18 protein-coding genes are annotated in these 21,628 nt (G+C 73.7%); 7 read left to right on the forward strand and 11 right to left on the reverse strand.

The features are described from left to right. Positions 1 to 49: 49 nt before the first annotated feature. From AB0Q90_RS38995 to AB0Q90_RS39005, 3 genes are all read left to right on the forward strand, one after another. On the forward strand, positions 50 to 586 hold the full coding sequence (locus AB0Q90_RS38995) for a carboxymuconolactone decarboxylase family protein (RefSeq protein WP_363164462.1): 537 nt from the start codon (positions 50 to 52) through the stop codon (positions 584 to 586). 75 nt (positions 587 to 661) lie between these two features. After that, positions 662 to 1,225 (forward strand): NADPH-dependent FMN reductase, encoded by a 564-nt coding sequence (locus AB0Q90_RS39000; RefSeq protein ID WP_363164463.1) that lies wholly within the window; start codon positions 662 to 664, stop codon positions 1,223 to 1,225. After that, on the forward strand, positions 1,222 to 1,773 hold the full coding sequence (locus AB0Q90_RS39005; RefSeq protein WP_363164464.1) for an NAD(P)H-dependent oxidoreductase: 552 nt from the start codon (positions 1,222 to 1,224) through the stop codon (positions 1,771 to 1,773). The genes AB0Q90_RS39000 and AB0Q90_RS39005 overlap by 4 nt, the downstream gene beginning before the upstream one ends. Positions 1,774 to 1,798: 25 nt before the next feature. Here the strand turns inward: AB0Q90_RS39005 and AB0Q90_RS39010 are convergent, their stop codons facing one another. Both AB0Q90_RS39010 and AB0Q90_RS39015 read right to left on the reverse strand, forming a co-directional pair. After that, on the reverse strand, positions 1,799 to 2,755 hold the full coding sequence (locus tag AB0Q90_RS39010) for a hypothetical protein (RefSeq protein WP_363164465.1): 957 nt from the start codon (positions 2,753 to 2,755) through the stop codon (positions 1,799 to 1,801). Between the two features lies 1 nt (position 2,756). Beyond that, positions 2,757 to 3,116, reverse strand: a complete 360-nt coding sequence (locus AB0Q90_RS39015) for a hypothetical protein (RefSeq protein ID WP_363164466.1) — start codon at positions 3,114 to 3,116, stop codon at positions 2,757 to 2,759. A 48-nt stretch (positions 3,117 to 3,164) separates the two neighbouring features. Between AB0Q90_RS39015 and AB0Q90_RS39020 the strand changes: the two genes are divergently transcribed. From AB0Q90_RS39020 to AB0Q90_RS39030, 3 genes are all read left to right on the forward strand, one after another. Continuing rightward, positions 3,165 to 5,990 carry a CHAT domain-containing protein gene (locus AB0Q90_RS39020; RefSeq protein ID WP_363164467.1) on the forward strand — a complete coding sequence of 942 codons (2,826 nt, stop codon included), beginning with the start codon at positions 3,165 to 3,167 and terminating at the stop codon, positions 5,988 to 5,990. Positions 5,991 to 6,077: 87 nt separating this feature from the next. Beyond that, positions 6,078 to 7,412, forward strand: coding sequence for a tetratricopeptide repeat protein (locus AB0Q90_RS39025; protein WP_363164468.1), 1,335 nt, complete (start codon positions 6,078 to 6,080; stop codon positions 7,410 to 7,412). Positions 7,413 to 7,487: 75 nt separating this feature from the next. Then, a complete protein-coding gene (locus AB0Q90_RS39030; RefSeq protein WP_363164469.1) occupies positions 7,488 to 7,979 on the forward strand; it encodes a DUF6328 family protein in 492 nt (163 codons plus the stop codon). Here AB0Q90_RS39030 and AB0Q90_RS39035 read toward each other — a convergent pair. After that, a complete protein-coding gene (locus tag AB0Q90_RS39035) occupies positions 7,897 to 8,592 on the reverse strand; it encodes a DUF2238 domain-containing protein (RefSeq protein ID WP_363164470.1) in 696 nt (231 codons plus the stop codon). The two genes, AB0Q90_RS39030 and AB0Q90_RS39035, sit on opposite strands and share 83 nt — an antisense overlap. Positions 8,593 to 8,656: 64 nt before the next feature. Further along, complete coding sequence (locus tag AB0Q90_RS39040) at positions 8,657 to 9,688, reverse strand: hypothetical protein (protein ID WP_363164471.1); 1,032 nt, start codon at positions 9,686 to 9,688, stop codon at positions 8,657 to 8,659. 172 nt (positions 9,689 to 9,860) lie between these two features. Between AB0Q90_RS39040 and AB0Q90_RS39045 the strand changes: the two genes are divergently transcribed. Next, positions 9,861 to 11,300: a serine hydrolase domain-containing protein gene (locus AB0Q90_RS39045; RefSeq protein WP_363164472.1), complete on the forward strand. Its 1,440-nt coding sequence runs from the start codon at positions 9,861 to 9,863 to the stop codon at positions 11,298 to 11,300. Here the strand turns inward: AB0Q90_RS39045 and AB0Q90_RS39050 are convergent. The 7 genes from AB0Q90_RS39050 to AB0Q90_RS39080 form a co-directional block, all read right to left on the reverse strand. Then, positions 11,292 to 12,875 carry a serine/threonine-protein kinase gene (locus tag AB0Q90_RS39050; protein WP_363164473.1) on the reverse strand — a complete coding sequence of 528 codons (1,584 nt, stop codon included), beginning with the start codon at positions 12,873 to 12,875 and terminating at the stop codon, positions 11,292 to 11,294. The genes AB0Q90_RS39045 and AB0Q90_RS39050 overlap by 9 nt on opposite strands. Positions 12,876 to 12,959: 84 nt before the next feature. Then, a complete protein-coding gene (locus AB0Q90_RS39055) occupies positions 12,960 to 13,985 on the reverse strand; it encodes a polyprenyl synthetase family protein (protein ID WP_363164474.1) in 1,026 nt (341 codons plus the stop codon). Beyond that, positions 13,982 to 15,022 (reverse strand): tetratricopeptide repeat protein, encoded by a 1,041-nt coding sequence (locus AB0Q90_RS39060; RefSeq protein ID WP_363164475.1) that lies wholly within the window; start codon positions 15,020 to 15,022, stop codon positions 13,982 to 13,984. Before AB0Q90_RS39060 ends, AB0Q90_RS39055 begins: the two co-directional genes overlap by 4 nt. A 176-nt stretch (positions 15,023 to 15,198) precedes the next feature. Then, complete coding sequence (locus AB0Q90_RS39065; RefSeq protein WP_363164476.1) at positions 15,199 to 15,876, reverse strand: AIM24 family protein; 678 nt, start codon at positions 15,874 to 15,876, stop codon at positions 15,199 to 15,201. A gap of 51 nt (positions 15,877 to 15,927) precedes the next feature. After that, positions 15,928 to 17,211, reverse strand: coding sequence for a CAP domain-containing protein (locus AB0Q90_RS39070; RefSeq protein ID WP_363164477.1), 1,284 nt, complete (start codon positions 17,209 to 17,211; stop codon positions 15,928 to 15,930). A 92-nt stretch (positions 17,212 to 17,303) separates the two neighbouring features. Beyond that, positions 17,304 to 18,500: a serine hydrolase domain-containing protein gene (locus AB0Q90_RS39075; protein WP_363164478.1), complete on the reverse strand. Its 1,197-nt coding sequence runs from the start codon at positions 18,498 to 18,500 to the stop codon at positions 17,304 to 17,306. 166 nt (positions 18,501 to 18,666) lie between these two features. Next, complete coding sequence (locus AB0Q90_RS39080; RefSeq protein ID WP_363164479.1) at positions 18,667 to 21,606, reverse strand: AAA family ATPase; 2,940 nt, start codon at positions 21,604 to 21,606, stop codon at positions 18,667 to 18,669. Between the last annotated feature and the right edge of the window lie 22 nt (positions 21,607 to 21,628).

The following is a 21,628-nucleotide window of genomic DNA, read 5'->3' on the forward strand; positions in this document are numbered from 1 at the left end:
GTCCCATCAAGAGAACAGCCCCCGGGCACCCACTGAAGGAGAACCGATCATGTCCCGTCTGCCCCTGATCCAGCCCGAGACCGCGACCGGTGCCGCCGCCGACCTGCTGGCCGGTGTGCAGAAGGCGCTGGGCGTCACCCCGAACATGACCAAGGCGATGGCCAACAGCCCGGCCGTGCTCAAGGCGTACCTGGACTTCTCCGGCGCGCTGAGCGGCGGCGCCCTCTCCGCCGCGGTGCGGGAGCGGATCGCGCTCCTCGTCGCCCAGGAGAACGGCTGCGACTACTGCCTGTCGGCCCACACCTACATCGCCACCAACATCGCCGGCCTCGACGCCGACGAGGCCGACCGCGCCCGCACCGGTCACGCCTCCGAGCCGAAGGCCGAAGCGGCCCTCGCCTTCGCCACCGCCGTCGTCCGCGCCAAGGGCGGGGTGGAGGACTCCGACCTCAAGACCGCCCGCGAGGCCGGCCTGAGCGACGGCGACATCGCCGAGGTCGTGGCCCACGTCGCCCTCAACGTCTTCACCAACTACCTCAACAAGACCGCGGACACCGACATCGACTGGCCCGTCGTCCGCCACTGATCCACCGTCCCGGGGCCGGATCCGTCCGGCCCCGGGCCACCCCGACCGCCCCATACCGACAGGAAGCGAACCCCCATGAAGATCCTGGCGATCTCCGGCAGCCTGCGCGCCGACTCGCACAACACCGCTCTGCTCCGCGCCGCCCAGAAGCTCCAGCCGAACGGCATGGAGATAGAGATCTACGAGGGGCTGCGCGAGGTTCCGCCCTACGACATGGATCTCGACGCCACCCACCTGTGGCCCGCCCCGGTCGCCGATCTGCGCCGCCGCATCACCGAGGCCGACGGACTGCTCATCGCCACCCCGGAGTTCAACTACTCCATCCCCGGAACCCTGAAGAACGCCCTGGACTGGGCCAGCACCGACTGGTCGAGGACCACGGGATCGCCGCTGCGGCGCAAGCCCACCGCGATCGTGGGCGCCGCGCCCACGAACTTCGGCTCGGTCCGCGCCCAACTCGCGCTGCGCCAGGTGTTCGTCTGGACCGAGAGCGATGTCGTCGTCAAGCCCGAAGTGATCGCGTTCCGCTCCCACGAACGCTTCGACGAGGGCGGCAACCTCGTCGACGAGACCACCGTCGCTCTCGTACGCGACCTCCTCGCCGCACTCGCCGACAAGGTCACCGGGACCTCCCGGTGACCGGGGTCCTGCTGGTCTGCGGGAGCGTACGTACGGGCTCGGCCAACGAGGCGACGCTGCGGACCGTAGGCGCCCTCGCACCGGACGCAGTGACCGCACGGTTCGCGCCTTCCCCCGACGCACTGCCCCACTTCAACCCCGACCACGACCACGACCCGCTCCCGCCCGCCGTTGCGGATCTGCGCGGCCGGATCGGCGAGGCCGACGCGGTGCTGTTCTGCACCCCCGAATACGCCGGCGCCCTGCCCGGATCGTTCAAGAACCTCCTGGACTGGACGGTCGGCGGCACGGAGATCAACGACAAGCCCGTCGCCTGGATCAACATCTCCACCGCGGTGACCGGCGCGCTGCCCGCCCATGACTCCCTGCGCCGGGTCCTCACCTACACCGGCGCCCGGATCGTGACGGAGGCATGCCTCCACGTGCCCGTTCCCCGCCAGCTCGTCGGACCCGACGGGCTGATCCACGACCCGTCGCTGCGCACCGACCTGCGCTCCGCCCTCACCCTGCTGACCGACGCGAGCCGACCCCCCGCGCCACTCGCCTGACCTCGCGGGGGCGAGGTCGCCGCGGTCAGGCTCCCTTGCGGAGGATTCGGGTGATCTCCAGGCCCTCGGCGCTGGTGAGCCGCTCCTCGCAGGGGATGCCCAGGGCGTTCGCCAGGTCCCGGCCGTGCAGGTCTACGGCCGCTTCGACGAGCTCGGCGAAGTCGTCGACCGCGACGCGGCCCTGCCGCCACGCGCCGGCCCAGGCGAAGGCGACGATCAGGGCTGCCGGCCACCACCACAGGGCGGGCAGGAGGTAGAGCAGGCCCCAGCCCGCGCGGCGGGCAGCCGCGGTCAGTGCGGCGCGGGCTGCCTGTATCTCCTGGTGGGCCGTGTCGGGCAGGAGCAGCCAGAGTCTGGGCCAGGCCGTGGCGAGGTCGATCCGGTACGTCCGGTGTACGCGGACGTCGGCCGCGATCAGCCGGTCGCCCATCCAGGTGGGGCGGGTCGGGTGGGTCAGCGCGACGCGATTGCGGGCCTCGTTCAACTCGACCGTGTCGGCGGCCTCATGCTCCGGGGGCCCGGCCGGCGTTCCGGACGGGTCCGGTGCGCCAACGCCGAGGGGGTCGGCGGCCACCCGTAGGGCCCTGGCGGTCAGCGCCTGACGGTATCGGGCATCGGCCGCACTCCACCGCCGTGCACGTCGCCGGGTCAGGGCACGGGCGGCCGGCCGCAGCGGCGGGACCCAGTCACCGAGCCACAGCCGCTCGACTCCGCCGCCCAGCGTGGCGGCGAGCCGGCCGGCCCCGGCGGAGGCCGCGAGGACGAGCGCGGCGACCAGGACGACGGAGCCGGGCGAGTGGGCGGCGGGACCGTCGGCCAGGGTGTCGATCCGTTCGGTCAGCCTGCCGTGGTCGAACGCGTGCCCATGGCCGAGGACCGAGGCGGCGTACATCACGGAGAGGTAGAGCAGGCCGGGCAGGACGAGCAACGACAGCCAGGTGTCGAAGAGTTTGCCGCCGAGCGTGGCGAGGAGCGCGGTCATCTCACAGCCTCACCGGGCGCAGCGGCTCGCCGAACAGTGCGCACGTACCGCCGCCGTCGAGCGCGACGCGGTCGCACCGGGCGACCGGGCACACATGGGCCTCCTCCACGGGGTGCCCGCCGCCCAGGTAGGGGATCCGGGCCCGGCCGGGGGAACGCTGATCCCCGAGTCCGCGGGCGACCCCGCACCGCCGGAGCAACTCATCGGCCCTGCCGGTCAGTTCCGCGGTGTCGCCACCCGCCCGCAACTCGGTCAGGATGGCCTCCAGGGCTGCCAGCAGGCCCGCACGCTCCGCGACGACGTGGATTCCGGCGAGCTGCTCGCACAGCCGCGCCAGCCGGTTCCTGTGGTCCCCCGTCATCCCTCTGCCCCCTCGCTCGACACTGGCCCGCCAAGTACCGTAACTATCATGGGGGTTGCGGCGCGGGACGAGCTGGTACGGGCGCTGACCGCCCGTGTTCTGCTGTTCAAGCTGTCGATGGACCGCGAGGCCGTGCTTGATCCTCAAGTTCTTTCCCAGGCCGGGGAGTTGATGCGCCTGGTGGCCGACCCCTCCACCGACCTGGAGGCGGTCCGGGCCATCGCCGACCTGCACCGCTGCCGGAGCCTGCTGCTGGGAGAGGAGCGAGGCCGGGAGGACGCCGCCATCGCCGCCGCACTGGAACGGTTCGCCGGGCCCGAGGAGGCCGACACATCGGAGACCGAGGCAATCGCCCGGCGTGTGACCGCACTGCACCAGGAGGCCGCCGACCGGGTCGTGGCGGCCGAACGCGCCCGGGACCCTGCGCTGTTGGAGCAAGCCCTGGAGGCGGCCCGCGTCGCGGTCGACGCGACGCCCTCGTACGCCCGCCCGCTCAGAGCGTCCGCCCTGTCCCTGTGGGGTCGGGCCCTACGGCTTCGGTACGAGCGCGAGGGTGACCCGCGGGACCTCGGTGACGCCATCTCCGCACTGCGCGAGGCGGAGACCGGAGCGGGCAGCGGTCACCCCGACCGGGCGGCCGTCCTCTCGGCTCTGTGCGCCGCGCTGCGGGAACGCCACGAGCGCACGGGAGCGCTGGAGGATCTGCTGGAGGCGGTGCGGGTGGCCCGCGCGGCCGTGGCGGCGGGCGACGCCACCGACCGCGGAGGCAGGCTGCACAATCTCGGTCTGGCCCTCCGAACGCGCCACGAGCGCACCGGCGACCGGTCGGACCTGGCGGAGGCCATCGCCGTACACCGCGAGGCCGTCGCCCTCACCCCGCCGGGCCACCGCGACCACTCCCTGCTCCAGCAAGGCCTGGCCAACGCGCTCCACGTACGATTCGAACTCAGCGCCGACACCGAGGACTTCCGAGCGCGCATCAACGCCCTTGAGGCGGCGGTCGAGGCGGCGTACGATGCCCGCGGCCCGGAATCGGACGGCCCGGAAGCGGACGGCGTGGGGCCGGACGCCCTTGGGCCGTGGGCCGGCGCCGTGCTCAACCTGGCCTCCGCACTGGCCGAGCGGCACGAGTCGACCTCCGAGGACGGCGACGCGGACCGCGCCGAGCAGCTGCTGCGCGCCGCGGAGACCGCATTGCCGGCCCGGCACCCGCTCCACGCCGCGCTCCAGTACCAGCTCGGCCGGGTGCTGGCCGCCCGCGACCGGCCCGGAGCGGCGGCCCGCCTGCGTACCGCCGCCTCCCATCCCGCCGCCGCGCCCCGGCTGCGGCTGCGGGCGGCCTACGCCTGGGGCCTCGCGGCGATGAAGGCGGGCCGCCCGCAGGAGGCCGTCACCGCCTACGCCCAGGCGATCGCCCAGCTGCCCGCCCTCGTCCCCCGCCACCTGGCCCCCCTCGATGCCGAGCGGGCACTGTCCGAGACCCGGGGGCTGGCCGGTGAGGCCGCGGCCTGCGCGCTCGCCGCCGGGGACGCCACGGGTGCGCTCGGCCTCCTGGAGCTGGGGCGTGGCGTTCTGCTCGGACAGGGCATGAAGCACCACGACGAGCTGGCCGAACTGCGCCCCCACGCACCGGAGACGGCCGACCGGCTCGTACGGCTGCGCACCCGGCTCGACGCCGCGGACGGGGCGGGAACAACCGACGAGCGTCATGACCTGGCCGCGGAGTGGGACCGGCTGCTCGAACAGGTCCGGGCCAGGGAGGGCTTCGAGGACTTCCTGCGGCCGCCGCGCCCCGACCGGCTGCTGCCGCACGGCGCCCACGGCCCCGTCGTCCTCGTCAACGTCAGCCGCTTCCGCTGCGACGCGCTGGTGATCGACGCCGCGGGCCTGAGCGTCGTACCGCTTCCGCATCTGACCCTGGCCGAGGTCGTCGACCGTGCGGCGGCCTTCCTCGGCGCTCTCGACCGGCTCCACGACCCCGGCGGCGCCGATCTCCTGGCCCAGGTGTCCGCCGAGGACGAGATCGACGGGCATCTCAGGTGGTTGTGGGACACCGTGACCGGTCCGGTTCTCGATGGCCTGGGCATCACCGGCGCGCCCGGCACCGAGCCTCCCCGCGTGTGGTGGATTCCCACCGGGCCACTGTCCCTCCTGCCCCTGCACGCCGCCGGACACCACCGCGAGGGGGTCGGACGCAGCGTGCTCGACCGGACGGTGTCGTCCTATGCGCCCACCGTGCGGGCCCTTGCCCAGGCCCGTCGCCGCGCGGCCGGCTCCGCCTCCTCGTTCCTGGTGGTCGCCGTGCCGCAGGCCCCGGCGGCCCGGCCGTTGCCCGGAGCCGTTGCGGAGTCCGCCCTGCTCGCCCGCATGCTGCCCGCAGCGCACCGGCTCACCGGGGAAGCGGCCACCCGGGACGCGGTCGTCGACGGCCTGGGCGAGCACACCTGGCTGCACTTCTGCGGCCACGGCACCGCCGAACCGGCCACGCCCTCGGGCAGCCGGCTGATCGTCCACGACCACCTCGACCATCCGCTCACCGTCGCCGCGATCTCCCGCCTCGACCTGCCCGGGGCCGAGCTGGCCTACCTGTCCGCATGCACCACGGCCCGGACCGGCCTCACCGTCATGGACGAGGCGCTCCACCTCGCCGGCGCCCTCCAACTCGCGGGCTTCCGGCACGTGGTGGGCACCCTGTGGGACATCGACGACACCGTGGCCGTACGGATCGCCGAGCGGGTGTACACGGGCCTCGGCGCGCCGCGCCCGGTGGCCGACCGCGCCGCGTACGCCGTACGCGCGGCCGTCCGGGAGACGCGCGACCGGTATCCGACGACCCCTTCGCTGTGGGCGGCCCACCTGCACACCGGACCGTGAGCACGTTCGAGCCAAACCCGGTGGAAGCCTGTCACCGGGCGGCCGGACGGACACAATGGGCGGCACGACGTCGGGCGGGGGAGGGCCATGAGCGCGTGGTGGAAGAGGCGGAGAGAAGGCCGCGGCGGTGCGACGGGCCGGGGAGCGGGCGGGACGTCGGCCGCGGACCGGGACGAACTGGTCAGTGCGGCCTACCACCAGGGCCTGCCGATACCGGAGGAGCTCGCCCGCCGGGCGGCGCAGGCCGGCAACGTAGAGGCGATGACCGTGTACGGCATCGGACTGGGCAACCGGGGAGCGATGGCCGAAGCGGAGGACTGGCTCCAGCGGGCGCGAGCGGCGGGTGACCCGATGGCCTCCATGGCACTGGGCACGATACGGATGGACCGGGGCGAACTCGACGAGGCGGAGCGGTACTTCCGGCCCGTGGCCGACACGGGCAACGCCATGGCCCGCCAGGCGCTGGAGGAGGTACGCGCCATGCGCGCCGCCACGGCCCGCACCGGACCCCCGGAGCCCGTCCGGCCCCCAAGGCCCGATGCCCCGGCCCCGACACCTCCGCCGGTGTCCGCGGTCGAATGGGCCAACCGGCAGCTGCTTCTCCACATGGACGACGGCCATCCCCATGTCCACATGGCCATGGCGGTACTTGAGGCCCACGACGGCCGCTGGGGCCGGGCCCGCGCCCACTTCGCCGCGGCGGTGGCATCCGGCGACCCCGACGTCCTGTTCTGGATCTCCCAGATGCACGCGGCCGAGGAGGGCCTCCAAGGAGCACGGGAGCACATCCGGCGGGCGGCCGACGCCGGTCACCCGGTGGCCCAGCACAGCATGGGCGTGCTGCTGACCGAGGCCGGGGACACGGACAAGGCGGAGCGGTACTACCGGCTCGCCAGCGACTCCGGGAACGTGGACTCCTATGTGAACCTCGGCGTCCTGCTGCGCCGGCGCGGTGACCTGGACGGCGCCGAGTCGTACTACCGCAAGGCGATCGAGGCGGGCGACAGCGGCGGCATGAACAACCTCGGGAACCTGCTGCGTGAGCGCGGCGATATGGCCGGGGCCGAACGGTGGTGGCGCGAGGCGGCCGACGCGGGCGACACCGACGCCCTCGTCAGCTGCGGCGCCGTTCTCGCCGAGCGCGGCGACTGGGACGGGGCCGAGCGACTGTGGCTCCGCGCCGCGACCGAGGGGCACACCGCCGCGAAGATCAATCTCGCGCAGGCCCTGATGCGCAGGGGCAGCGTGGCGGAGGCCGAGCGCTGGGCCCGCTCCGCCGCGGCCACTGCCGACCCCACTCCTGCCGCGCCGGCCCCTCCGGACGTGCCCGACCTCGCCGCCGTGGCCGACTGGCTCAGCGGCCCCGCCCGCGCCGGCGACGCCGATGCCCGGGCCGCCCTGCACCTCCTCGACGGCGCGTGATCCGTCCGCCCCCGGGCGAGGCCGGCCGGGACCCGGGTGCCGTTTGACCGACCACCCCCGGGTCACCCGGAGCCCATGGCGCAGGCAACCGAGAGACGCACCGGCCGCGACGAGACCGAGGACGAGCGCGCCGACCGCATGTGGTCCGAGCTCATCCAGGAGGTCCGGGTCGCGCAGATGGGTGTGCAGATCCTGTTCGGGTTCCTGCTCACCGTCGTGTTCACCCCCACGTACAGCAAGCTGGACGACACCGAGCAGACCATCTACATCGTGACCGTGGTCCTGGGCGCCGCCGCCACTGGCGCCCTGATCGGACCCGTGTCCCTGCACCGCCTGGTGTCCGGGCGGCGCATCAAGCCGCGTGCGGTGCAATGGGCCTCCCGGCTGACCTTCGTCGGCCTGGTGCTGCTGCTGGCCACCATGACGTCCTCGCTGCTGCTGATCCTGCGCGTCGCCACGGACGACAGCTACGTTCCGTGGCTGGTCACGGGCGTAGTGCTGTGGTACCTCGTGTGCTGGTTCGGGCTGCCGCTGTGGACCCGGCACCGCTATACGTCCTCGGAGTGACCGGCAGCGCGCCGAGCTGCCGGTCGTGCAGCCGGCCGAGCAGCAGCAGCGCCACGGTGGCGCCGATCAGCGCGCAGAACATGTCCCACTGGGTGTCCCACACGTCGCCCTGCGTGGCCAGGAAGGCGTCGGCCGCCTGCCCGCCGACCACGGCGGCCGCCCACTCCAGCATCTCGAAGACGGCGGAGAACGCCAGGCACGCGCACACCGTCAGCGGCGCCAGCCAGCGGCTGCCGCCGAGCGGCGAGGTCCGGCTGAGCAGCTCGCGTACGAGAATCGCCGGCACGAAGCCCTGCATCAGATGCCCGAAACGGTCGTACGGATTGCGCTCCAGGCCGAACGTGTCACGCACCCAGTCACCCAGCGGCACCTCGGCGTAGGTGTAGTGCCCGCCCACCAACAGCACGAGCGCGTGCAGCGCCAGCAGGCAGCACAGCAGGTTCGTCAGCGGAAAGCGCCGCCGGGCCAGGACCACCAGCGGCAGCCCGACCAGCACCCACACCGTCTCCAGCAGCCACGTCGTGCGGTCGTGCGGGGACCACGCGGACAGGGCCGTTCCAGCGATCACGACCCCGGCGAGGAGAGGCAGCAGGGGGCGGCGAACTGCGGTCATTCCGGGGCTCCTTGTCGTCGGAGCCCCATCCTGGCCGGGCGCCGCCCGCGCGGCATGAGTACGGCTACTCAGCCGATTCGCCGCTCCTGGCGCCGCGCAGGGAGGCGATGCACGAGGCGATGGCCTGCTGGAGCTCCTCCAGCTGCTGCACCATGTCGTCCTCGACGAACTCCTGCACGTCGTCGAAGGTCAGTTCCTCGAACACCCTCGTCGCCTTCTGCAGGCTGCTGTAGAACTTCGTCCGCCGTTCCTGGACCCGGAGTTCGGGGTCGGCCTCGACGGTCTCGGCGACGAGGTTCTTCATGGTGTCGTAGGCCTCGGTGGCCCACTCGCCGGTGTCCTCGTCGTCCTCCAGCTCGTCGATCAGCGACAGGTGCCGCTCGGCCTCCTGGCGTACGTCGACGGGCGCGTCCACGGTCTGCCCGGCGGGCGTCTTGATCTGGCCCGACTCGGCGATCTGGCGCACGTACCCGATCCGGTCCGCGGCCCTGCTCTCGCTGGCGACCGCCTTCTTCAGATCGTCGGTGCGCACCACGTCACGGGCCAGCTCGGCCTGGAGGTCGGGGTCCTCGCGCACCCGGTCCAGCAGCGCCTGGCGGGCCGCCCGGGCGGTGGAGGGGTCGGCGAGGATCGCGGCGCGCAGCGCGGTGGGGTTCTCCGCCACCTCCAGCGCCTTCGTCGGCCGGATGCCCTCCGCCTCGGCGGCCTCGGCGATGGCGGTGCCGCGCTCGGAGGTCGCGCTGCTGCGGGAGACGTAGTAGCTGAGCCACACGTCGGCGTCCGGCAGCTCCACCTCCTGCCCCGGCGCGAGCGCCTCGAAGTGCGGGACGAGACCGTCGTCGGCGGCCCGGTCCCAGGCCTTGTAGTAGCGCATGACACGCTCGGCGGAGCAGCCGGCGAGCTCGGCGAACTCCTTCGCCGAGATCTTCGGCGTCTCGTCCGCGCTCTGGCCACCGGGCCGCACGCTGCGCGCCACCATCAGGCCGAAGGCCCACCCGCCGGTCCGCGCATACACCCCGAACTCGCGCGCGTCACGCGCGACGAGGTCGGACAGGGGCGCGGGGGACGTCTCGGAGGGGGCGAACGCTAGGGTCACGGATGACTCTCCTGGGGCTGGGCAGGGAAGCGGTGCGGAACCGCACTGGTGCAGACCGGAAGCCTATATGCACCTGCATGCGATGGTTTGCCTGCGCCGGCTCGGGTGTGTCCTGCGACGGCGTTGTCCAGTGCCGCTCCCAGGCCTCGGCGGCGTGGGTAAGGATGCCGTCATGACGACTCGCGCACTGCCTTCCAGCACGCCCGCGTCCCAGGGTGTCGACGCCTCCGGAGTGCTTGCCTTCCTCGATGCCCTCGACACCGCCCACGACATCGAACCGCACAGCCTGATGATCATGCGGCACGGCCGGCTGGTGGCCTCCGGCTGGTGGGCGCCGTACACCGCCGAACGCCCGCATCTGCTCTACTCGCTCAGCAAGAGTTTCACCTCCACTGCGGCCGGGCTCGCCGCCGCCGAGGGGCTGCTGCGGCTCGACGACCCGGTGCTCTCCTACTTCCCGGAGCTCGACGCCGAGGTCACCGATCCGCGCAGCCGCGCGATGCTCGTCCGGCACGTGGCGTCGATGGCCAGCGGCCACGAAGCCGAGACGCTCGACCGGGTCCGGGCCCTCGACCCGGACAACCTGGTGCGCGGCTTCCTGCGGCTGCCCCCGGACCGCGATCCCGGCACGGTCTTCGCCTACAACCAGCCCACTACCTACACCCTTGCCGCCATCGTCCAGCGCGTCACCGGCCAGTCCCTCATCGACTATCTGCGCCCCCGCCTGTTCGATCCCCTCGGCATAGGCGAGGCGTCCTGGCAGCGCGACCGGTCCGGGCGGGAACTGGGCTTCACCGGGCTGCACGCCGCCACGGACGCGGTACTCCGCCTCGGCCAGCTGTATCTGCGGGGCGGCGTGTGGGAGGGCGAGCGGCTGCTGCCCGAGGAGTGGGTGGCCGAGGCCACCCGAGTGCAGATCTCCAACGCCGACGGCGTCATCGGCGGCACCGACTGGCACCAGGGCTACGGCCTGCAGTTCTGGATGGCCCGGCACGGCTACCGCGGCGACGGCGCCTACGGCCAGTTCTGCCTGGTGCTGCCCGAGCAGGACGCCGTGATCGCGACGACCGCGGCGACCGTGCAGATGCAGAAGGTGCTGGACCTGGTCTGGGAGCATCTGCTGCCCGCGTTCCGGCCCGGTCCGCTCTCCGGCCGTGAGCAGGCCGACGCGGCGCTGGCCGAGCGGCTGGCGGGGCTCGCGCTGCCGCCGGCCGCGGGCAAGCCCGCACCGGCGGAGCAGGCCGAGGACTGGTCCGCGGCCGTGTTCACGCCGGACGACTCGATGCGCGCCCGCCTGCGCCGGGAGACCTCCGTGGAGGTCGCGACGGGAGCGGACGGCGCTCGCCTCACCCTCGTCGAGGACGGTCACCGGCTGGAGCTGCGGCTCGCCCAGGACGGCTGGAACATCGCCGAGGAACCGGTTCCGACCGCGGTGAGCGGCGGCTGGACGGATGCCGGCACGCTGGAGGTGGAGGTGGTCTTCCTGGAGACGCCGCACCGGCTCGCGGTGACCTGCTCCCTGCCCGAGCGCACGTTCACCGCGAGCTGGCGCACGGAGCCGCTGAACCCCCTGCCCCTGCATGCGATGGGAGCCCCGCGCCCGTCAGCGTGAGGGTTCCCGGAAGCTGCTCAGAGCGAGGTCCAGGGCCCGGCGGTTGGCCGCGTCGTCCCAGTCGGCCGCCGGGGCCGTCCAGCGCAGCGAATAGCCGCGGTTGCCGCCGATGAGGAAGCCCCGGCCGAAGGTGCGCACGCGGGTGCCGTCGGATTCGGTGAGCCACTCCATCTCGGCGGCCTTGCGGCCCCGGTGGGTCGTCGCCCGGATCTCGCCGATCCTGCGGTATCCGCCGGCCCGGTTCAGGCCCGGCTCGACATCACGCCAGACGGCGACGGGATCCGGGCCCACCCGTTCGCTGTAGGTCACGGCGAGCGTGCGCGGGTCGCCCTCCGCGCCGAGGGTGACGCGGTAGGCCAGGTCGGAGACGCGGGTGGTGCGCAGCGGCTTCCAGCCGTCGGGAAGCGTGACGGAGAAGCCCTCCGGAGCGGCGTAGCGGGTGAAGCCGGTGGGCGTCGCGGTGGGGGAGGGCGGGGGAGTGGTGGAGGCGGACGGCTGCGGGGAAGGGGAGACCGAGGGCGGTGCGGGGGAGCCGGACGGGCGCGGGGACTGTGGGGCCGAGGGGGCGGGGCGCGGCTGCGTTCCGCTCGCCGAGGAGTCGGAGCCGCCGGACGGCCCGCCGGTTACGGCCAGGGCGGCGGCCGAGACGGTGACCACGGCCAGCACGGTCCCGGCGGCCATGGTGCGTCTGCTCCAGCCCGGGGCCGCCAGGCACCGGCCGCGCAGCCGGGGCCCCGGAACGAGGGCGGGCTCGGGATCCTCGTCCAGGGCGCGGACCAGGGCCTCTCTGACCACCGGGCGGGTCAGCCGCTCCCGGCAGTCCTTGCGCAGCAGCCCCTGCACGGCCTGGGTGAGCGGCCCGGCACGCACCGGCGTGCGCAGCGGCAGCCGGTCCACCCCCTTCAGCGTGGCCTCCGGGCGGCCCCGGTCCCGGAACGGCGGGCGCCCCTCCAGCATCGTGTACAGGAGCGCGCCCAGCGCCCACAGATCGGCGGCCGGCCCGATCCGCTCGTCGCGCGCCTGCTCGGGCGAGGCGTACGCGGGTGCGCTCAGCCGGGGTGCGAGGGTGGCACCGGCCAGCCCGAAACCGGTGACCACGACCGGGCCCCGGTCCCGCACGAACACCTGGCCCGGGCTGAGTTCGCCGTGCGTGAAGCCCTGGCCGTGCGCCGCTTCCAGCACCTCCAGCAGGTCCAGGCCGATGCGCGCGGCCCGTGCGTAGTTCAACGTGCCGTGCCGGTCGAGGAGTTCGCCGATCGTCGTGCCCTCCACCCACTCGGTGACGACCCACAGAGCTCCCGGCTCCTCCACCGCGTCGACGACTTCGGCGATCCGGTCGGGAAGCAGCTGCCCCATCCGCTCGTTGGTGCGTACCACCCGTGCGGTGACCCGGCGCGTCCCGTCCCCGGCCGGATCGTGCGGCAGCCCGATCTGCGTGATCAGGAGCGGCCGTTGCGCCCCCACGTCCTCGCCGTACCAGCACACCCGGTTCGTCTCGCGGTGCACGACCTGGACGAGCCGGTATCTTCCGGCGACCGACTCGGGTGTGGAGACGTGTGCCTTGACCATGGTCATCCCTCGCTGAACCCCTGGCTCTCACCTTTCCCAGAGGTACGCGAGGGGTGACGGGGTGTGTTCAAGCGCGAGCCGATCGAGCGCTCACAGATCGCGCCGCACCAGGAAGCCCAGCAGTGACCGCAGCTCCCCGGCCGCCCCTGCCGCCAGCGGTACGCCGTCCAGGGCGGCCTCGGCGACGGCGACCCGGCGACGGGCCTCGGCCAGCGAGGCCGACCGTCCGCCCGCCCGCTCGATCAGCGCCGCCGCGGCGCCGGGATCCGCGCCGGACTCCAACAGCGGGGCCAGCCGCGGCGCTTCGGGCGAGTCGAGCGCGACCAGCACGGGGAAGGTCTTCTTGCGCTCGCGCAGATCGCCGTGGACGGGCTTGCCGGTGACCGAGGGATCGCCCCAGATCCCCAGCACGTCGTCGACCACTTGGAAGGCGATGCCCAGGTGCCGCCCGGCCCGGTCCAGGGCGGCGGCCGTCGCGGGCGGCGCACCGCCGAGCGTGGCCCCCAGCGCGAGCGCGCAGCCCAGCAGCGCGCCGGTCTTGTGCTCGGCCATCGCCCGGTACTCCGCGGGCCGCACCCGCTCAGGACCGGTCCACGGACGGGTCGCGAACAGCAGGTCGTCCGCCTGCCCGCGCACCAGGTCGCCGAGGGCCGAGGACAGCGTGCGTACGGCGTCCCCGCCCGCGGGCGCCGCGGCGAGCGTGTCGACGGCGAGCGCGAACAGGGCGTCGCCCGCGAGGACCGCCGGGCCCGTGCCGTACGCCTTCCACACCGTGGGCCGGTACCGGCGTGCCGGGTCGCCGTCCATGATGTCGTCGTGCAGCAGCGAGAAGGCGTGCACGAGCTCCACGGCGACGGCAGCGGTCGTCCCGGCCCGCTCGTCGCCGCCCACCGCCTCGGCACCGAGCACGGCCAGCGCCTGCCGTACGCCCTTTCCGCCGGGGGCGGCGGCCGGTGCGCCGCCCACCTCGCACCAGCCGAAGGCGTACGCGGCCATCTCGCCCACCCAGGGATGCAGCCGGCCGACGGCCTCGGTCAGTGCCGGGCGGACCAACGTGCGGCAGCGGTCGAGGACTTGACGGGCCGTCGCGGGAGCCGTCGAGGAGAGCGCCGTCACCGTACGGCCTCCGCCCGCACGCCCAGTTCGTCCTGGGCCCGTTCCGCCATCTCCTGGGCGTGCCGCAGGCCGATGCGGCCCAACGTCCGTGTCAGCTCGGTGAGTTCGTCGGCCGTCTCGGCGCGGTCCCGGCCCAGCCGTGCCCGGGACTTGGCGAGCCCGAGCCGGGCCAGGGCCTCGCCGCGCGGTTCGCGCATGGCGCGGAACTCCGTGAGCGCCAGCTCGTACATCTCCCGGGCCTGCTCGTAACGCCCGGCCCGGTACAGGACGTTGCCGCGCATCTTGTGGTTGTAGGCGAGCGCGCTGGACAGGCTCATCGCCCGGCACGTCGTCTCCGCCTCGGACAGCAGGCGCAGGGCCTCTTCGGTGTCGCCGTCGCGCACCGAGACGAGGTCGGCGAGCCCGCGCAGCGCCCAGGCGTGCCCGCGTCGGTCGTCGGCACGCGCGGCGATCTCGGCCGCCTCCTCGAACAGGGCGTACGCGGTGTCGTAGGAGCCGGTGTTGCGGTGGATCTGCGCGATGCCCTCCAGCGCCCATACGGTGTGCCGGGCCTCGCCGCGCCGGCGGGCCTCGGCCAGCAGCTGTTCATGGAGGCGGGCGACGGCCTCGTAGTCGCCCTGGATCCGGCCGGTCTCGGCCAGCCCGGCCAGTGAGTAGCCGCGTACGACGACATCGCCGCCGCGCTCGCCGAGGTCCGCGGCGAGTTGGAGCAGCCGCCGGGCCAGGGCGAACCCGCCGCGCTGGCGGGCGAGGGTGCCGCCGCTCCAGAGCGCCCAGGCCATCGCCGCGGTGTCCCCGGCCTCCCGGGCGGCGCGGTAGCTCGCCTTCCACGCCCGGTCCGCCTCGCCGATCTGTCCCAGCCTGCGGTGCGCCTCGGCGACGGCCAGCCCCGAACGGGCCGCCTCGTCGTGCCGTCCGGCCCGCTCGGCGGCTCGCAACTCCTCGGTCCCGGCGGCCAGTACGTCGGTGAGGGAGGAGTTCACGGACAGGGTGGCCAGGGTGCCCTGGTACTCGGGGGCGAATGCCTTGCCGTACATGGATGCCTCTCGATCCGTATGCACCCCATCTCTACATCGCGTGTATACATGGGGTGTATAGAGCCTCGGAAACCGGCCCCGGCCCGCAGGGGCCGGGGCGGTGCCATCTGTTGCCGGTCAAGACGTGGGCGGAGCCGGGAGGGTTGCTCGTGAGGCGCAGATCACCTCACGGGGCGTCAGTGCTGCTGGGCCCTGGGCGGGGTCGCCTCGCTCGGCCGGACCACGACGAAGCCCTCGCCGCTCAGCATCAGCTGCACGGCCTCCCCGGAGCCGCCGCGCAGCATCGACCCGATGGACTGCGAACGGTGCAGCGAGGTCTGCAAGCCCGCGCTCCAGCCGACGACCGCGTCCGTGTCGACGTACACCGGGTACTGCGCCGAGACCGGGATGACCAGCGGATTGCCCTCGCACACCAGCCCCAGCCGGCCGTGTCCGGTGAAGACGCTGTTGAACAGGCCGCCCCCGGTGATGCCCGCACCCTTCACCGTGGCGATCCGGTACGACAAGGAGGCATCGAAACACAGGACGTTGCGGCCGTTGACGGTGAACTCGTCGCCGGGGTCGATCTCGACGACGAAACAGTTCTGCGCCTCGTGCGCGAACCAGGCCTCCCCCTGCCCGCGCACCGCCATCAACGGCAGCCCCTCGCCGGTGACCGCACGCTTGAGCATGCCGCCCACGCCCTGGCCCTTGCGCTCGAACTGGAGGTTGCCGCGGTAGGCGATCATCGCCCCCTGGCGGGCGAGCATCTCGCCGCTCACCGCGTACTGGATGCACTTGGCGTTCTCGACGGTCATCCCCGGCGCGGTGGCGGGCTGGACTACGTGCTCACTGGAAAACAAGTCACCCTTCATGGAGGCATCGTGTCCCGGAGGCATGCCCTCCGCCCAGATCGCGTCGCCGGGTCAGGCGCCGAACACCTGCGTCCAGTACGTGCCGGCCCGGCCGCCGCCCGCGAAGCCGACACCGATGTGGGTGAAGTCGGGCTTGAGGATGTTGGCCCGGTGACCGGGGCTGTTCATCCAGCCCTCCACCACCTCCGCCGCCGAGCGCTGGCCGCAGGCGATGTTCTCCCCGATCGAACGCCGGGCGGAGCCCGCCGCGGCCGCCCGGTCCCAGGGCCGGCTTCCGTCGGGCGAGGTGTGGGAGTAGAAGGCCCGCGCGACCATGTCCGCGCTGTGCGCCTGCGCGGCCGCGGTGAGCACGGGGTCGACGGCCAGGGGCGGCAGCCCGGCCCGGGTGCGCTCCCGGTTGGTCAAGTCCACGACCTCCGTCGCCGTCCGCGCCAGACCGGCCGGGGTGAACGGCCGGGCCCACAGGGCCGTCCAGTACATGTCCCCGGAACGGCCGCTGACGTGTCCCAGTCCGGCATGGGTGAAGGCCGGGTCCTGAAGCGTGCGCCGGGTCCGGTCGGTGCGCAGACAGTACTCGACGAACTCGGCGGGCGTGCGCGGACCGGAGACGAGGTGTTCGCCGACGGTGAGATAGGCGAATCCGGCCGCGGTGACGCGCTGGTGCACGGAGACGCCGTCATGGCTCTCCCCGCCCAGGCGCCCGGCGGCGGCCATCGCGGCGGCGTGCTGCCGGGCGGCGGAGGACAGCCGGGCGTCGAGCACGACCGCAGGTGAACCGGCCCTGGACCGGGCGGAGTTGACGAGGCCGAGGAAGCCGTCCGAGTCCGCCGGAGGCGCGGCGGCCTGCCGGGGCGTGTCCTCCACCACGTCCACGCCGAAGTCACGGGCGAGCCCCGCCAGTCCGTCGGCGTACCCCTGGCCGAGGGCCCGCAGCTTCCAGCCGTCGCCGCGGCGATAGATCTCCGCGAGCAGCAGCACCGTCTCCTGCCGTGGGCGCGGCGGGACGAACCGGGCCAGCGGACGGTCGCCCGGACCCGCGACATGGAGGGTGGGGGAGGGCAGCCGGGCCAGGACGGCGCCGGGGTCGGCGGGGCTGACGACCACCGTGAGCCGGGTGGCCCCGGCACGCAGGCGCCCCGGTTCGACGGTGAGGGTGTCGCCGCGCAGCCGGGCGCCGGGAGCGGCCGGCTGGTTGTAGAACACGAAGTCGCCGTCGCCGCGGACCTTGCCGCCGTCGTCCGTGATCAGCGCGGACACATCGAAGGGGCCGGGTACCCGGACGGCCACGGCGCCGCCCGGGAGGGGCACATTGCCCCCGGGGATCAACTCGCTCATCGGGCCGTCCTGGTGTGCTGGTGCGCGTTCCGGAGGGGGATGTCCAAAAAACGCGCACCGGAACGCGAGGGTTCCCGCCCGGCGGCACGAGCTCAGCCCACGGGCCCGTCCGGAGCGACGTCCTCGTACCGCTCGGCGACCGCGGAACCGCGCGGCGCCTTCGTCTGCTTGCCGCAGAACGCCGACTCCAGCGTCCCCAGCATGGTGGTGTGCAGCCCGCCGTTGTTGGAGGCGTTGGCGAACGCGGCGAGCGTGCGCCTGCCGTCCTTCGAGGCGAACGCGTACGTGTAATAGCCCTGGACGGCGCCCGTGTGCCCGTACACCGAGACACCGCAGGACAGGTCGCGGCGCCGCAGCCCGAGCCCGTAGGCCTGACCGGTGCCCGCGGGCACCCATCGCTGCATCTGCTTCAGCTGTGCGGCGGAGGTCAGTCGGCCGCCGAGCAGCGCGGACAGGAAGGTGTTCAGGTCGCGGGTGGTGGAGATCACCGCGCCCGCGCTCTGCGCCCAGGACGCCGTCTGCTGCGTGGCGTCCACCAGCGGGGCTCCGGCTGTGTCCGGCGTGAGATAGCCGCGGGCGTAACGGCCCGGGATCCGCGTGCTGGGGTGGACGTAGAAGGTGTCGCCCAGCTCCAGCGGCTCGATGATCCGGGTGCGGTACTCCGTGGCGAGGGAGCGTCCGGTGACCTTCCTGATCAGCATCCCGGCGACGACGAAGTTGGTGTTGGAGTACGTGTACGGGCCGCCCGGCGCGGTGGTGCGCGGCTTGCGCAGGGAGCGGTCCACCAGCTGCCGGAGGGTGAAGACCTTGGTGCGGACCGCCTCGAAGCCGGGAACCGTGCTGGCGAACATGTCGTTGCTGTAGTCGTACAGACCGCTGCGGTGGCTGAGGACGTGCCGCACGGTGATCCGGTTATCGGGCAGCAGCCCGGGCAGATAGCGGTTGACCGGAGCGTCGAGCCGGATCTTCTTCTCGTCGACGAGTTGCAGCAGCACCACGGCCGAGAAGATCTTGGTGACGCTGCCGATACGGAAGCGGTCGGCGGTGCCGATCGACCGCCGCGTCGCGCGGTCGGCGACACCGGCCGCCGCCACCGAGACCGTGCCGTGGTCGTCGACACGGGCCGTCGCGCCGGGCGCGCCCTGCTTCAGCGCCGTGCGCAGGTCGGCGCGCAGAGCCGCGAGGTCGGGCTCCGGCTGCTGGGGCGCCGCGTGCGCCGGGACCGCCAGGAGGGAGAGGAGGACCGCCGTCCCCAACGCCGTAGCCCTGCCCACCGTTGCTGAGACCATCCGAGTCCTCTCCCACGTCATCTGGCGCTCCGTCATATCGCCACGAATGACGCACAGTATGGCCAGGAGAGGAGGAAATGATGGGCATTTAGGACTTATCCGGGCATGGCTCGCTCATGTGGGTGACCAGGGCGGAGGCGCCCACCCTCCGCGCGGCCGCGTGTCCTCAACTCGACGCCGTCGGCTCCGGCGTGATCAGACCCTCGCGGTAGGCGATCGCCACCGCCTCGCCGCGGCTCGCGGCGCCCAACTTGGCGAGGATGTTGGAGACATGGACGCTCGCCGTCTTGCCGCTGATGAACAACTCCTCGCCGATCTGCCGGTTGCTGCGGCCGAGGGCCAGCAGCCGCAGCACGTCCTGCTCACGGGCCGTCAGCGGCGAGGTGCCGCCCTCGCCGGACGACGTGTCCGACAGCCGGCCCCGGCGGATCAGGGTGTCCGCCCGCTCCAGCAGCGGCAGCGCGCCGAGCCGCGCCGCGGTATCCCGCACGGCTTCCGCCTCGACGGCCGCCTCCGCGCGCCGCTCGGCCCGCACCAGGGCCTCGGCGTACCGGAGCCGGCAGCGCGCCAGCTCGTACACGTCCCCGTGCTCGAACGCGGCCACCGCCTGCGCCCAGGCCTCGGCGTCCGGCCCGGACCGGGCCTGCGTCCACTCGGCCTCGGCACGCGCCAGCCAGGCCCTGCCCTCCGGCCCCTGCGGCGCACGGTTCGCGCCCTGCGCGGCCGACTTCCGCGCCAGCTCGACCAGCTCCGTCGCGGTGTCCACCCACCGGCGCGCTCCGGCCTCGTCGCCGGACAGCCGCAGCTCGGCGGCCCGGTCGGCGACCGCGGACAGGGCGAGCGCGACGAGCCGTACCGTCACATCGGGCAGCGTGCCCGCCTCGTCGGTGAGCGCCGTGACGGTGGACCGCACCCGGTCGACCGCCTCCTGGGCTTCACCCCGCAGCGCGGCGGCGTCGGTCAGCACGCCCGACGCGACCATCGTCCCCAGCCAGTCGAAGGGCCTCTGGAGCAGCGCCCGGGCCCGGTCGACGGCCGTCAGATCACCGCGTGCCAGGGAGACGTACCAGGCGGGCCCGGAGGCGTATTCGCCCGTGGCCGGCAGTATCTCGGCATCGGCCGCCGCCTCGCGCACGCATTCGTCCCAGCGGCCCAGCGTGTACAGCACCAGCAGCCGCAGATAGCGCATCTCCAGCGGATACGGGGAGGACAGCATGCCCGCGCGGCGCGCCCGGTCCAGGCCCTCGGCTAGCCACGGCAGACACCCTTGAAGATCGCCGGCCTCGAAGTGGCCCATCGCGAGATGGAACAGCGCGCGCAGCTCCACCGGCGCGTTGCCCGAACCCCGGGCCAGGTCCCGCGCCTCGAACAGCCGCTTGCGGCCCTCCGGGGTCTGCCGGCCGCCCTCCCCGAGGACCGCCAGCGAGACCAGGAGGTCGGCCCGGGCATCGGGCACCTGCAACTGCTCGGCGACGCTCAGGGCCTGGCGGGCGACCCGCAGCGCGGTCTCGTTCTCCCCGATCTGACGCGCCGCCAGGACATGCGTGGCCGCGGCCCACACCCAGGTCAGCGAGGGAGGCTCGGCCGGGATCAGGGCGAGCGCCTCGCTGCTGTGGGTGAACGCCGCCGTCAGATTGTCGACGCCCATCAGATTGCCGGCGAGGGTGTAGCGGACTCGGGCGGCCAGCTCCAGGTCCGCCTCCTGGTCGACGGCGGCGAGCGCGGAGCGGGTCAGGGCGACCGCGCGATGCGCGTCACCGGCGTGCGCGGCCGCCGCCGAGGCGCGCAGGGTGAGCGTCACCCGGTCGGTGCCCTCGCCCGAGGGGCGCGCCGACGGCTCCACCGCCGACCACAGATCGAGCGCCGTCTCCAGGTGCCGTAGCTCCTCCGCCGGTGCGCCGACCTGGCGGGCGTGGTCGGCGGCCTCCAGCGAGGCGGCGAGGGCCGCTGCCGGGTCGTGGCTCTCGCGGTGGTGGTGGGCGCGCTCGGCCGCGGTCTCGGCCCGGCGGGGCCGGTCGGCGAGCAGCCGGGCGAACGCGCCGTGCAGCCGGGCCCGTTCGCCGGGCAGGAGATCGGCGTAGACCGCCTCGCGGGCCAGGGCGTGCCGGAAGGAGTACGTGCCGCCGTCGCCCGGGACCAGCAGCTGCCGCCCCACGGCCTCGCGCAGTGCCGACTCCAGCTCGTCCTCCGGCAGGCCCACGGCCTCCCGCAGCAGATCGTCCTCGACCCGGCGCCCGGCGACGGCCGCGGTGCGCAGCACCAGCTGGGCGGTGGAGGACAGTTGCTCGAAACGCAGCAGGAGCACATCGGCCAGCCCGCTGGGCACACCGCCGGCCTCGGTGTCCGTGGCCGCGACCAGCTCCTCGGCGTAGAAGGCGTTGCCCTCCGCCCGTTCCACGATCCGGCGGACCGTGCTCTCCGGCAGCGGGCGGTCCTCCAGGGACCGCACCAGCCGCGTCACATCGGCGTCGGCCAGCGGCCGCAGCTCCAGCCGTTCCACCGCGGGCAGCCGCACCAGCTCCGCCAGCAGCGGGCGCAGCGGATGCCGGCGGTGCAGATCGTCCGCACGGTACGAGGCCAGCACCGCGAGCCGCTGCCCGGCCGCCCTGCCCAGCACACCCCGGCTCAGCAGGAACCGCAGCAGATCCCGGGAGGACTGGTCGGCCCAGTGCAGGTCCTCCAGCACCAGCAGCAGCGGCGTGACGTCCGCCAGATCCGCCAGCAGCCCGGCCATGCCCTCGAACAGCCGCAGCCGCCCGCCCTCGGCGTCCGTGCCCGCGCCGAGCAGCCGGTCGACCACCGGATGCGCCGCCAGCACCTCGGCGAACCGCGGATCCCCGGCGAGCACCCCCAGCACCTCGGTGAACGGCAGATACGGCAGACCGACATCACCCAGGTCGACGCAGTGCCCGGTGAGCACGGTCATGCCCTCCCGGTCGGCGAGCACGGCGACTTCGTCGAGCACCCGCGTCTTTCCGACACCGGCGTCCCCGGCCACGAGCACGGCCCGGGCCTCACCACCACGGGCACGCTCCAGCACACCCGTCAGCCGGACGAGCTCTTCCTCCCGGCCGACGAGCGGGGACGGGGACATGATCTGCACCATGCCCTCATCCTGACACGGGCCT

It is taken from the genome of Streptomyces sp. NPDC079141 (assembly GCF_040686775.1).
GTDB lineage: Bacteria > Actinomycetota > Actinomycetes > Streptomycetales > Streptomycetaceae > Streptomyces.

Excerpts from the sequence above, each read along its gene's own strand:
- AB0Q90_RS38995 (WP_363164462.1), top strand. The coding sequence starts at position 50 with ATGTCCCGTCTGCCCCTGATCCAGCCCGAGACCGCGACCGGTGCCGCC.
- AB0Q90_RS39000 (WP_363164463.1), top strand. The coding sequence starts at position 662 with ATGAAGATCCTGGCGATCTCCGGCAGCCTGCGCGCCGACTCGCACAAC.
- AB0Q90_RS39010 (WP_363164465.1), bottom strand. The coding sequence starts at position 2,755 with ATGACCGCGCTCCTCGCCACGCTCGGCGGCAAACTCTTCGACACCTGG.
- AB0Q90_RS39015 (WP_363164466.1), bottom strand. The coding sequence starts at position 3,116 with ATGACGGGGGACCACAGGAACCGGCTGGCGCGGCTGTGCGAGCAGCTC.
- AB0Q90_RS39020 (WP_363164467.1), top strand. The coding sequence starts at position 3,165 with ATGGGGGTTGCGGCGCGGGACGAGCTGGTACGGGCGCTGACCGCCCGT.
- AB0Q90_RS39025 (WP_363164468.1), top strand. The coding sequence starts at position 6,078 with ATGAGCGCGTGGTGGAAGAGGCGGAGAGAAGGCCGCGGCGGTGCGACG.
- AB0Q90_RS39030 (WP_363164469.1), top strand. The coding sequence starts at position 7,488 with ATGGCGCAGGCAACCGAGAGACGCACCGGCCGCGACGAGACCGAGGAC.
- AB0Q90_RS39035 (WP_363164470.1), bottom strand. The coding sequence starts at position 8,592 with ATGACCGCAGTTCGCCGCCCCCTGCTGCCTCTCCTCGCCGGGGTCGTG.
- AB0Q90_RS39045 (WP_363164472.1), top strand. The coding sequence starts at position 9,861 with ATGACGACTCGCGCACTGCCTTCCAGCACGCCCGCGTCCCAGGGTGTC.
- AB0Q90_RS39050 (WP_363164473.1), bottom strand. The coding sequence starts at position 12,875 with ATGACCATGGTCAAGGCACACGTCTCCACACCCGAGTCGGTCGCCGGA.
- AB0Q90_RS39060 (WP_363164475.1), bottom strand. The coding sequence starts at position 15,022 with ATGTACGGCAAGGCATTCGCCCCCGAGTACCAGGGCACCCTGGCCACC.
- AB0Q90_RS39065 (WP_363164476.1), bottom strand. The coding sequence starts at position 15,876 with ATGAAGGGTGACTTGTTTTCCAGTGAGCACGTAGTCCAGCCCGCCACC.
- AB0Q90_RS39070 (WP_363164477.1), bottom strand. The coding sequence starts at position 17,211 with ATGAGCGAGTTGATCCCCGGGGGCAATGTGCCCCTCCCGGGCGGCGCC.
- AB0Q90_RS39075 (WP_363164478.1), bottom strand. The coding sequence starts at position 18,500 with ATGGTCTCAGCAACGGTGGGCAGGGCTACGGCGTTGGGGACGGCGGTC.
- AB0Q90_RS39080 (WP_363164479.1), bottom strand. The coding sequence starts at position 21,606 with ATGGTGCAGATCATGTCCCCGTCCCCGCTCGTCGGCCGGGAGGAAGAG.